Genomic DNA, 10,642 nt, shown 5'->3' with positions numbered 1-10,642 from the left:
GTCGACCGAGAAGCGCAGGGGACCGCCGCGGCTGTATCGCGGCGGATCGCGTCCGGCGAAGACGGTTTTGCTTACTTTTGCCAAGACAAAAGTAAGCCGCGCGACAGCGCGGAAGCCCTGTCTTTGATTTTCGCTCTGCGAGCAATTCGCTTGGCGATAGAAGAGTCCAACGCCAAGGCCAAGAGGCGAGAGCAAGTGCAAGGCTTTCGCCCGCTGCGCGTGCGAGTCCCTTTTGGATGGACCCAAAAGGAACCAAAAGGTCCCTTCGCCGGACGCGAGCCGATGCGATGAAGCCGCATCGGTGCCCTCCGCGCCTCGCCTGACGCGGCACGCAGCCCAAACTCGCTTCGCTCAGACATGGGCTGCTCTTCGGCCCCGCCAGGCTCCGGTGCTCGGCTCGCTCTACGGCTCGATTCAGATCAAGAGCCACAGCCACAGCCACAGCCACAGCGAAGCCTAGAGCCAACAGCGCAAAGCGAGAAGCAAAAAGCTAAAGCAGAGCCGTAAAGCAGGGCCAAAAAGCCAAGCTGGAACAGAACGCGATACCTTCCGTCACTCAGGCGCCGAACCCACGCGTCAGCTGAGCACCTTCCCCGCAATCCGCAACCCCGCCACCCACACCCCGATGCTCGACCCGATATTGGCGAGCAGGAAGCTCAACAACGTGCGCGAGACGCGGTTGCGATACCAGCCGCGGACGGTACCGGCGTCGTCGCGCAGCGACATGAAATCGTTGTAGGCCGGTTTGCGCAGGTAAGCCTCGATCAGACCGCTGAACAGACCGGGCGAGATGCCCGGCGGGCGGATCGGTTTGAGGGGCGCGGCGATCGCGGCGGCGAGGATGCCGAGCGGATGCGACAGCGCCGCCAGTGCGCCGAGCGCTGCGAAGCCGGCGGTGATCACGATCCATTCCTGGACCAGCTGGCGGCCGAGCTCGGCGCCGCCCTGGTAGTAGCCCCAGCCGATCATCGCCAGGATCGCCAGCGTGATCGCGGTCATCACCCAGCGGACGCTCGTGCCCTTGGGCGCGTGTTCGAGTTCGGCGGTCGTGGCCGCGGGCGCCTGCGCATCGTCGGCGAGATGGCGCGCCAGACCGGCGAGATGGCCGGCGCCGACCACGGCCAGCACTTCGCGTGCAGTGCCGGCCTGCGCGCGCAGCTTCGCGGCCATGTAGCGGTCGCGCTCGGCGATGATCGCCTCGTAGAGTTCCGGGCTGCTCTTGGCGAATTCGCCGAAGCTCGATTCGAGCATGTCGCCCTGCTTGAGCTTCTCGATTTCCTCTTCGCCGAGTTCGTCGGAGGCCATCAGCCCCCCGAGCAGACTGCCGACCAGTTTCATGCGGCCGAAGAAGCCGAGCTTCTTCGACGCACGCTTGAACGTCAGGCCGACGTCACGATCGATCAGCGCGACCGGCAGGGCGCGTTCGTGGGCCAGCGCGACCGCGCGCTTGAGCTCGGCGCCTGGCTCGATGCCGAGCTGTTCGGCGAGGCGGCGCTGGTATGCGGCGAGCGCGAGATTGGCGGCGAACAGCGCGACGCGGCCCTTGCGGATCACGTCGACGAGATTGAGCTTGGCCAGCGCGTCGGGATCGCTGATCGCCTGCAGACGCTGCGCGTCGAGTTCGACGGCGACCGCATCGAAGGCGCCACTGCCGATCGCGTTCTCGACGGCTTCCACGCTGACCCGCGACACGTGTGCGGTGCCGAGCAGGGTGTAGCGCACGCCGTCGCGTTCGACGATCGCGTGCGGTTGCGACTGCCAGGACATGGCGCCATCGGGCGTCAGCGCGCCGGTCATCGGTTCGGTCATCGGGTCATTCGTCTTCAGGAGGAGTGGCGGCGCCGTCGCCGAGGGCGCGCTGCATCAGGATGGTGTCGAGCCAGCGTCCGTGCTTGCGGCCGGAGCCGGGCAGCACGCCGACGGTCTCGAAGCCGAGGCGCTGGTGGAACTGCACGGATGGTCCGTCGAGCGGCGGGCCGATCACCGCCATCATCTGGCGGTAGCCGCGCTGCGTGCAGAGTTCGATCAGCCGCTCCATCAGCACGCGACCGATGCCGTGGCCATGCTGCGCGTGTTCGACGTAAACCGAACTCTCGACGGTGAAGCGGTAGCCGATGCGCGTGCGGAATCCGCCGGCGTAGGCGTAGCCTGCGAACACGCCGTCGCGGATGGCGACGATGTAGGGATAGCCGGCCGACGTGATCGTCGACCAGCGCCGACGCATCTCGTCCACGTCGGGCGCGTCGTATTCGTAGGTCGCCACGCCGTCGGCGACTTCGCGGCCGTAGAGCGCGGTGATGGCGTCGAAGTCGGCTTCGACGGCGTCGCGGAGGTGGAGCGTCATCGGAGTCAGTCGATGTAGCGCTTGAGCAGGTCGCCGTAGGCATCGATGCGGCGATCGCGCAGAAACGGCCAGATGCGGCGCACGTGTTCGCTGCGGCCCAGATCCACTTCGCAGGTCAGCACGGTCGGGTCGGTCCCCGCTTCGGCGAGGAACTCGCCCTGCGGGCCGAGCACGTGGCTGTTGCCCCAGAAGTCGATGCCCGACGCGCCGATCGGCGACGGCTCGTGGCCGACGCGATTGCACGACAGCACCGGCAGGCCGTTGGCGACCGCATGGCCGCGATGGCTGAGAATCCAGGCATCGCGCTGGCGCTTCTTCTCGTCGTCGACGTCGGTCGGATCCCAACCGATCGCGGTCGGATACAGCAGCAGATCCGCACCCGCCAGCGCCATCAGGCGCGCGGCTTCGGGATACCACTGGTCCCAGCACACGAGCAGGCCGAGCCGGCCCACGGAGGTGTCGATCGGCTTGAAGCCGATGTCGCCCGGCGTGAAATAGAACTTCTCGTAGAAGCCCGGATCGTCGGGGATGTGCATCTTGCGGTACTTGCCCGCGGTGCTGCCGTCCGCGTCGAAGACCACGCCGGTGTTGTGGTACAGCCCGGCTGCACGGCGCTCGAACAGCGAGCTGACCAAGACGACCTTGTGTTGCTTGGCCAGCGCGCCCAGGCGCTCTGTGCTCGGACCGGGAATCGGCTCCGCGAGATCGAATTCGTCGACCGATTCGTGCTGGCAGAAATACGCGCCGTTGTGCAGCTCCTGCAGCAACACGAGCTTCGCACCCTGTTTCGCCGCGTCGGCGACGCGCGCTTCGATGATCGACAGGTTGGCGTCGGCATTGCCGGCGCCCTGGTCGATGACGGCGCGCTCCTGGATCAGCGCGACAGGCAACGTGGTCTTGCGGGACATGGGTTCGAATCCTCGGGGGATGACGACAATGCTAACGCGATGCGATGTGCGGGCAGATAAACGCCGCGACGCCCGCGGGTCGCATGCACGCTGGACTGCATGCGACCTCCGCATCGCTCAGAGGTGATGCGCGCCCGGGCGTGCGCATCCGGTTCCAGGCTGCGGCGCGCCACCCGAAATCCGCAGTGCGGACGTCGGGCGTGTGTCCCGCATCAGCCGGGGCGATCGTCGGCCAGCAGGCCGGCGGGCAACTGCATGGTGATGCAGTGCAGGCTGCCGTTCTGCCAGATCAACGGGCGACATGGCACCTGCACGATCTCGCGACCGGGATGCGCCTGCGCGAGCACGGCCGCTGCGGCGTCGTCGGCCGGGTCGCCATAGGCCGGCATCAGCACCGCGCCGTTGAGGATCAGGTAATTCGCATAGCTCGCAGCGAGACGACGCCCGTCGTCGAGCACCGGCTGCGCCCATGGCAGCGGAAACAGGCGGTACGGCGCGCCCTCGCGCGTGCGCAGCGCGGCGATCTCGTCGGCCATGGCCTGCAGCTCGGCATGGTGTGGATCGTCGACGTCGTCGCAGGCCTGGAACACGATCGCGTCGTCCGGTGCGAAGCGGGCGAGGGTGTCGATGTGCGCGTCGGTGTCGTCGCCTTCCAGGTAGCCGTGGTCGAGCCACAACACGCGGTCCTGCGCGAGCCAGCCCGACAGCTTCGCGGTCAATGCGTCGCGCGGGGTGCCGGGATGACGCTCGTGCAGGCAGCGCCAGGTGGTCAGCAGCGTACCGGCACCGTCGGTTTCGATCGCGCCGCCCTCGAGTGCGAAGTCGATCTCGCGTCGCTGCGCCTCGCCGGCGAACACGCCGGCGCCGTGCAGATGGCCGACCAGCAGATCGTCCCGGCTCGCATCGAACTTGCCGCCCCAACCGGTGAAGCGGAAATCGTTGAGCACGAATGCGTCATCGCCATGGCGCAGCGAGATCGGGCCGGAATCGCGCAGCCAGGTGTCGTCGTAGGCCGCTTCGACGAAACGCACGCGCGTCATGTCGATGCGGTTCGATGCCAGACGCACGTAGGCGTAGCTCTGGATGTCCTCGTCCGGCACGCAGATCACGACCGGCTGGAAGCGGGTGATCGCCGCGACCAGCGCGATGTAGGTGTCTTCGACCTCGCCCAGGCGCGCGGCCCAGTCGGTGTCTTCGTTCGGCCAGGCGATCAGGATCGCGGACTGGGGTTCCCACTCCGCGGGGAAGCGCAATGCGTGTTCGGTCATGGACTCAACGGATGGCGGGCTTGGGGCCGATCTCCGACGCCGTGGCGCGGTTGGCGACGGTGTCGATGACCCGGTTCCGCTCGAAATAGACGGTGAAGGTGGGATACACCCAGCGGTTGATCGTCGGCCACTGGCGCTTCTGGCCGCCACGCGGATCCATGCGCTCGGTCGGCACGCCGAAGCGGGCTTCGACATCGGCCATCGACATGCCGCGCGTCGGCACGCCGGTGGTGGCCTGCTTGGTGCGGTCGACGAGCAGCGTGTCTGCGGAAGCGGGCAGGCTGGCGAGCAGCGCGCAGCTCAGCGCGGCGCCTGCAAGGATCGAAGCGAAGGAACGCGACATGGCAGTGACTCCTGGGCAGGACAGCAATGGATGACGAGGGCGCCGCGACGGCGCACGCGCCTGTGTAGCAGAATTCGCGCGATGGTGATGCCGAGACGGAACGGCGGGCATCCCAAACGAAGAAAGGCCGCATCGCTGCGGCCTTTCTCGCGTGCACACCGCTCGCGCGGCAGCAACGCGTCTTAGCGCTGACGCGCCTTGAAACGCGGGTTGGACTTGCAGATCACGAAGACCTTGCCGCGGCGACGCACTACCTTGCAATCGCGGTGGCGGGTCTTCGCCGACTTCAGGGACGACAGGACCTTCATGGTGAACCTCTGGGATGGGATACGAACAGCAAGCCGGCTATTCTAGCGGCTCTTTCCCCCACGATTCAAGCGCTTGGGTGTTCGCCCGCGGACATCGCCCCGGCGCAGGAGATGCAGATGACGGCGACGGTGCCGGTTTTGACGATCGACGGGCCTTCGGGTTCCGGCAAGGGCACCATCAGCCGCGCGGTCGCGCAGCAGCTGGGTTGGCATTATCTCGATTCGGGCGCGCTGTATCGCGCGGTCGGCGTGGCGGCGGGCTGGGCCGATCTGGATCTCGACGACGGCGGCGCCCTGGTGCGCTGCACCTTCGACACCACCATCGCCTTCGACGAGAGCGGCGACGAGCTGCGGGTGCTGGTCAACGGCCACGACGCCACCGACGAGCTGCGGACCGAAACCGCGGGCGCTGCCGCCTCCGCGATCGCCGCGATTCCGGAAGTCCGCGCCGCGCTCAAGGACCGGCAACGTGCATTCAGGGTGGCGCCTGGCCTGGTCGCCGATGGCCGCGACATGGGCACGGTGATCTTCCCGGATGCGGGCTGGAAGGTGTTCCTGACCGCGAGCGCCGAGGAGCGGGCGGACCGGCGCTATAAGCAGTTGAAGAACAAGGGGGTTTCGGTGACAATGGACGGTCTGCTGCGCGAGATCCTCGCCCGCGACGCCCGCGATGCCAACCGTGCGGTGGCGCCGTTGCGGCCGGCCGAAGACGCCGTCCGGATCGACACCACCGGTCAGGGCATCGAGGCCGTCGTCGAACGGGTGCTCGCGTTGCTCCCCGCACGTAACGTCTGACCGGTTACTCGGTCGGGCGTGCGCTGCAAGCCGCGGTGGTCCGCTCCGGGCCGCTTCGGCGTTGTTGAATGTGTGATGTGCCACCGCTGTATCGCTGCACCCATGTCGGTGTCCGGAATCGTTCCGGTCGCCGGTCCATTCACCTCAACACTCACGGCCCTGCAATCCCGCGACGGCCGACCAACGGGTGGACTGCCGGCATTCCGCGCTGACAAGCGCCGCCACGCAGTCTGAGTCAACCAGGTATCTACCAATGACCGAATCATTCGCAGAACTGTTCGAAGCCAGTCAGACCAATCTGGCCAAGCTCAAGCCGGGCTCCATCGTCACCGGTGTCGTCGTGCAGGTCCGCACCGACGTCGTCGTGATCAACGCCGGCCTGAAGTCGGAAGGCATCGTGCCGATCGAACAGTTCCGTAACGACGCCGGCGAGATCGACGTCGCGGAAGGCGACACCGTCAAGGTGGCGCTGGACTCGCTCGAGAACGGCTTCGGCGAGACCGTGCTGTCTCGCGAGAAGGCCAAGCGCGCCATGGTGTGGGACGAGCTGGAAGAAGCGCTCGAGAAGAACGAAACCATCACCGGCCGCATCAGCGGCAAGGTCAAGGGCGGCTTCACCGTCGACATCAAGGACGTCCGCGCATTCCTGCCGGGTTCGCTGGTCGACGTGCGTCCGGTCCGTGACCCGGTGTACCTCGAGGGCAAGGAACTCGAGTTCAAGCTGATCAAGCTGGACCGCAAGCGCAACAACGTTGTCGTCTCGCGTCGCGCAGTCGTCGAGAGCGAGCACTCGGAAGAGCGCGAGCAGCTGATGGAGAAGCTGGTCGAGGGCGCGGTGCTCAAGGGCGTCGTCAAGAACCTGACCGACTACGGCGCATTCGTGGACCTCGGCGGCATCGACGGCCTGCTGCACATCACCGACATGGCCTGGAAGCGCGTGCGCCATCCGTCCGAAGTCGTGGAAGTGGGCGCAGAGCTCGACGTCCGCGTGCTCAAGTACGACCGCGAGCGCAACCGCGTCAGCCTCGGCCTGAAGCAGCTGGGCGAGGATCCGTGGGACAACATCGCCCGCCGTTACCCGTCCAACACCCGCGTGTTCGGCAAGGTCTCCAACGTCACCGATTACGGCGCGTTCGTCGAGATCGAGCCGGGCGTCGAAGGTCTGGTGCACGTGTCCGAAATGGACTGGACCAACAAGAACGTCAACCCGTCCAAGGTGGTGCAGGTCGGTGACGAGCTCGAGGTCATGGTGCTCGACGTGGACGAAGAGCGTCGCCGCATCTCGCTGGGCATCAAGCAGGTCACCTCGAACCCGTGGGAGACCTTCGCGGCCATCCACAAGAAGGGCGACAAGGTCGACGGCCAGATCAAGTCGATCACCGACTTCGGCATCTTCATCGGCCTGGACGGCGGTATCGACGGCCTGATCCACCTGTCGGACATCGCGTGGAACTCCACCGGCGAAGACGTGGCACGCGCGTTCAAGAAGGGCGACACCGTCGAAGCCGTCGTGCTGGCGGTCGATCCGGAGCGCGAGCGCATCTCGCTGGGCGTCAAGCAGCTCGAGCAGGACCCGATGGGTCAGTTCATGGCGACCACGCCGCGCGGTTCGAAGGTCACTGGCACCGTCAAGGAAGTCGATGCCAAGGGCGCTGTCGTGGACCTGGGTGAAGGCGTGGAAGGCTATGTGCAGGCGCGTGACATCAGCGACCAGCGCATCGACGATGCCAGCCAGCACCTGAAGGTCGGTCAGGAAATCGAAGCCAAGTACTTCGGCGTCGACCGCAAGACCCGCGTCCTGCAGCTGTCGATCAAGGCGAAGGACGAGGCGGAAACCGCCGAGACCCTGGCCGAGTACAACAAGCAGGCTTCGGAAGCATCGAGCGGCACCACCAAGCTGGGCGCGCTGCTGCGCGAGCAGCTGGGCAACAAGGGCGAGTAAGCCCATCCGGCGCCGGCCCGGGGCTCCCCCGGGTCGGCGCTGTCGCATCTGCTAGAACGAGACATGACAAAGTCGGAACTCATCGAACTGCTGACCCAGCGTCAGGCGCATCTCAAGGGCGAGGACGTCGACCTTGCGGTCAAGGCCATGCTCGAGATGATGGGCGGCGCACTGGCGGCCGGCGATCGGATCGAGGTCCGTGGCTTCGGCAGCTTCTCGCTGCATTTCCGTCCGCCGCGCACCGGACGCAACCCGAAGACCGGCGATGCCGTCGCGCTTCCGGGCAAGCACGTGCCGCATTTCAAGCCGGGCAAGGAACTGCGCGATCGCGTCAGCGACGTACAGCCGATGCCGGCCGAAGACTGACCGCCACACGGCGGTCCCATTTTCTTTTCCACGCACCTGCGGATCGCCGCATGGTTGGCGTGCAGGATCGGCAAGCGGGTAGGATCGTCGACGCACCGTCGGCGGGGCGCGCATCGCGCCGTGATGTCCATCGCCGGCCCGGGTCGCGCGTTCGCGGCCGATCCATCGATGGAGCGTGATCCATGGCGTTTGTGACCGAGTGGTTCTGGTTCTTCCTGTTGCTGCCGATCGCGGCCCTCAGTGGCTGGGTGATCGGTCGCCGCGGCGGCGAGCGCCACAGCGATACCCAGGTCAGCCGTCTGTCGACGACGTATTTCCGCGGCCTGAACTATCTGCTCAACGAGCAGCCGGACAAGGCGATCGAACTGTTCCTGCACATCGCGGAGCTCGACAAGGACACCTTCGAAACCCAGGTCGCGCTCGGGCATCTGTTCCGGCGCCGCGGCGAAGTCGATCGCGCGATCCGCCTGCACCAGGGGCTGGTGCAGCGGCCTGATCTCAACGACCAGCAGAAAGTCCAGGCGCTGCTCGCGCTGGGCGAGGACTACATGAAGTCCGGTCTGCTCGATCGCGCGGAGACGGTGTTCTCTGATCTCGCGCGGATCGACCAGCGTGCGCCGCAGGCGCTGCGGCATCTGATCGGCATCTACCAGTCGGAACGCGACTGGCCGAAGGCCATCGAGAACGCCACGCGCTACGAGACCGCGACGGGCGAGCCGATGGGCAAGCTGATCGCACAGTTCGAGTGCGAGCTCGCCGACCGCCTGCGTTCGGCCGGGGACACGGATGCGGCGCGCAGCGCGGTCCAGCGTGCGTACGCGGCGGATTCGGGCTCGGTGCGCGCCGGTATCCTGGAAGGACGCATCGAGATCGATGCCGGCAACGATCAGGCCGCGATCCGCGCGTTCGAGCGCGCCGCGCGTCACGACACGGACTTCCTGCCCGAGATCCTCGCGCCACTGCTGGCGGCGTACGAACGCGTCGGCGACGTGCCTGGCGCGCGCAACTTCCTGTCGCAGATGACCGAGCACTACAAGGGTGTCGCGCCGGTCCTGGCGCTGACGCGCCTGGTCGAGCAGGAGGAGGGCGTGCACGCGGCGCGCACCTACCTCGCGCGCCAGCTCAAGGATCGCCCGTCGGTGCGCGGCGAAGCGGCCCTGATCGATCTGACGTTGGCCGACGGCGTCGACCATGTCGGCACGCTGCAGGAGCTGCGCCTGATCACCGAGCAGCTGCTGGTGCGCAATCCCAGCTATCGCTGCAAGCAGTGCGGTTTCGGTGCGCGCAGCCACCACTGGCAATGCCCCAGCTGCAAGGAGTGGGGCACGATCAAGCCGCTGCTCAACTACGCTGTGGTCTGAGTGCCGGCACCGCTGTCCTTGATCGCGACGCTATGTGTCGCTGCGTGTCTGGCCGCGCTCGCATTGACGGCGCTGGCGCGTCGTTACGCGCTGGCCCGGCAACTGGTCGATGCGCCCGGCGAGCGTCGCAGCCACACGGTGGCGACGCCGCGGGGTGGCGGTATCGCGATCGTCGCGGTCGTGCTGCCTGCGATGATCTGGCTGGGCATCGCGGGCAAGAGCCTGTCGCCCGTGTTCCTGTCCGGCGCCTGCGGCCTCGCGCTGGTCGCCGCGATCGGCTGGCTCGACGACCACCGCCCGCTGTCCCCTTGGGGGCGGCTGGCGGTGCATCTCCTCGCCGCCGCGCTGCTCGCCGTCGGCGTTGCGTGGGCCGGGCAGCCTCCATGGTGGGCGATCGTGGTCATGGTGCTTGCGCTGGGCCTGATCAACGTCTGGAACTTCATGGACGGGATCAACGGTCTGGCCGCGACGCAGATGATCCTCGTCGCGTTGGGATTCCTGCTGCTCGGGCTGGCGGGCGAGGGCGCAATCCTGACCTGCATCGTCGCTGCGGCCTGTGCAGGCTTCCTGCCGTTCAATTTCCCCACCGCGCGGATCTTTCTGGGTGACGTCGGCAGCGGCGCATTGGGATTGCTCGCGGCCTGCCTGATCGCGTTCGCTCCGGCACCTGATCCGATAACTTTGCTGCCGTGGCTGCTCCCCCTCAGCGCCTTCCTGATTGACGCGGCTTTGACATTGCTGTCCCGCATCATCCGCGGCGAACGGTGGTGGACGCCGCATGTACAGCATGTGTACCAGCGGTGCGTGCAGGCGGGGCACAGCCACGCCGTTGTGACAGGTGGCTATGCCGCCTGGACGTTGCTGTCGATTCTGGTCGCCATTTCGATCGCAGGCGCGCCGCAACCCGTTATCATCGGAGCCTTCGCCACGTGGTATCTGCTCGGTGTCACCATCTGGCTCATTTTCCGTATCCGGCATACGCGCCGGATGCGCCTGTCGTAAGGAAG

Annotated in this window: 12 protein-coding genes; 6 read left to right on the top strand and 6 right to left on the bottom strand. The window is 66.8% G+C overall.

Features of this window, described 5'->3' with window-relative positions; translation table 11 throughout:
• Positions 1-291: hypothetical protein (locus V3391_RS07040; protein ID WP_332077676.1), on the top strand; the 291-nt coding region annotated here is incomplete at its 5' end.
• Between the two features lie 285 nt (positions 292-576).
• On the opposite strand, the gene V3391_RS07035 is transcribed toward V3391_RS07040, so the two are convergent.
• The 6 genes from V3391_RS07035 to ykgO all read right to left on the bottom strand — a co-directional run bounded on the left by V3391_RS07035 (position 577) and on the right by ykgO (position 5,171).
• A complete protein-coding gene (locus V3391_RS07035; RefSeq protein WP_425497218.1) occupies positions 577-1,797 on the bottom strand; it encodes a TraB/GumN family protein in 1,221 nt (406 codons plus the stop codon).
• A 16-nt stretch (positions 1,798-1,813) separates the two neighbouring features.
• On the bottom strand, positions 1,814-2,344 hold the full coding sequence (locus V3391_RS07030) for a GNAT family N-acetyltransferase (RefSeq protein WP_332077674.1): 531 nt from the start codon (positions 2,342-2,344) through the stop codon (positions 1,814-1,816).
• 5 nt (positions 2,345-2,349) lie between these two features.
• On the bottom strand, positions 2,350-3,252 hold the full coding sequence (locus tag V3391_RS07025) for a carbon-nitrogen hydrolase (protein WP_332077673.1): 903 nt from the start codon (positions 3,250-3,252) through the stop codon (positions 2,350-2,352).
• Between the two features lie 212 nt (positions 3,253-3,464).
• The gene (locus V3391_RS07020; RefSeq protein WP_332077672.1) at positions 3,465-4,520 is read right to left on the bottom strand and encodes an agmatine deiminase family protein; all 1,056 of its coding nucleotides are present in this window, start codon (positions 4,518-4,520) and stop codon (positions 3,465-3,467) included.
• Between the two features lie 4 nt (positions 4,521-4,524).
• Positions 4,525-4,863: a hypothetical protein gene (locus tag V3391_RS07015; RefSeq protein WP_332077671.1), complete on the bottom strand. Its 339-nt coding sequence runs from the start codon at positions 4,861-4,863 to the stop codon at positions 4,525-4,527.
• Between the two features lie 182 nt (positions 4,864-5,045).
• Entirely contained in the window at positions 5,046-5,171 is a 126-nt protein-coding gene (gene ykgO, locus V3391_RS07010; protein ID WP_005913193.1) for a type B 50S ribosomal protein L36, read from the bottom strand.
• Between the two features lie 117 nt (positions 5,172-5,288).
• On the opposite strand from ykgO, the gene cmk reads away from it, so the two are divergent.
• The 5 genes from cmk (at position 5,289) to V3391_RS06985 (ending at position 10,637) form a co-directional block, all read left to right on the top strand.
• Positions 5,289-5,966, top strand: coding sequence for a (d)CMP kinase (gene cmk, locus V3391_RS07005; RefSeq protein WP_332077670.1), 678 nt, complete (start codon positions 5,289-5,291; stop codon positions 5,964-5,966).
• 253 nt (positions 5,967-6,219) lie between these two features.
• Complete coding sequence (rpsA, locus tag V3391_RS07000) at positions 6,220-7,908, top strand: 30S ribosomal protein S1 (protein WP_232115175.1); 1,689 nt, start codon at positions 6,220-6,222, stop codon at positions 7,906-7,908.
• Between the two features lie 63 nt (positions 7,909-7,971).
• The gene (locus V3391_RS06995) at positions 7,972-8,274 is read left to right on the top strand and encodes an integration host factor subunit beta (RefSeq protein ID WP_096009334.1); all 303 of its coding nucleotides are present in this window, start codon (positions 7,972-7,974) and stop codon (positions 8,272-8,274) included.
• A gap of 182 nt (positions 8,275-8,456) precedes the next feature.
• Positions 8,457-9,635, top strand: coding sequence for a lipopolysaccharide assembly protein LapB (gene lapB / locus V3391_RS06990; RefSeq protein WP_332077669.1), 1,179 nt, complete (start codon positions 8,457-8,459; stop codon positions 9,633-9,635).
• On the top strand, positions 9,636-10,637 hold the full coding sequence (locus V3391_RS06985; protein WP_332077668.1) for an MraY family glycosyltransferase: 1,002 nt from the start codon (positions 9,636-9,638) through the stop codon (positions 10,635-10,637). It abuts the gene before it with no gap.
• The last annotated feature ends 5 nt before the right edge of the window (positions 10,638-10,642 follow it).

This window comes from Luteimonas flava (assembly GCF_036584485.1).
GTDB classification, from domain to species: Bacteria; Pseudomonadota; Gammaproteobacteria; order Xanthomonadales; family Xanthomonadaceae; genus Luteimonas; species Luteimonas flava.
The sequence above is the reverse complement of the archived record's forward strand: the minus strand, read 5'-3'. Positions and strand labels throughout refer to the sequence as shown.

Coding starts and splice junctions, on each gene's coding strand:
- V3391_RS07035 (WP_425497218.1), bottom strand. CDS start 1,797: ATGACCGGCGCGCTGACGCCCGATGGCGCCATGTCCTGGCAGTCGCAA.
- V3391_RS07030 (WP_332077674.1), bottom strand. CDS start 2,344: ATGACGCTCCACCTCCGCGACGCCGTCGAAGCCGACTTCGACGCCATC.
- V3391_RS07025 (WP_332077673.1), bottom strand. CDS start 3,252: ATGTCCCGCAAGACCACGTTGCCTGTCGCGCTGATCCAGGAGCGCGCC.
- V3391_RS07020 (WP_332077672.1), bottom strand. CDS start 4,520: ATGACCGAACACGCATTGCGCTTCCCCGCGGAGTGGGAACCCCAGTCC.
- V3391_RS07015 (WP_332077671.1), bottom strand. CDS start 4,863: ATGTCGCGTTCCTTCGCTTCGATCCTTGCAGGCGCCGCGCTGAGCTGC.
- ykgO (WP_005913193.1), bottom strand. CDS start 5,171: ATGAAGGTCCTGTCGTCCCTGAAGTCGGCGAAGACCCGCCACCGCGAT.
- cmk (WP_332077670.1), top strand. CDS start 5,289: ATGACGGCGACGGTGCCGGTTTTGACGATCGACGGGCCTTCGGGTTCC.
- rpsA (WP_232115175.1), top strand. CDS start 6,220: ATGACCGAATCATTCGCAGAACTGTTCGAAGCCAGTCAGACCAATCTG.
- V3391_RS06995 (WP_096009334.1), top strand. CDS start 7,972: ATGACAAAGTCGGAACTCATCGAACTGCTGACCCAGCGTCAGGCGCAT.
- lapB (WP_332077669.1), top strand. CDS start 8,457: ATGGCGTTTGTGACCGAGTGGTTCTGGTTCTTCCTGTTGCTGCCGATC.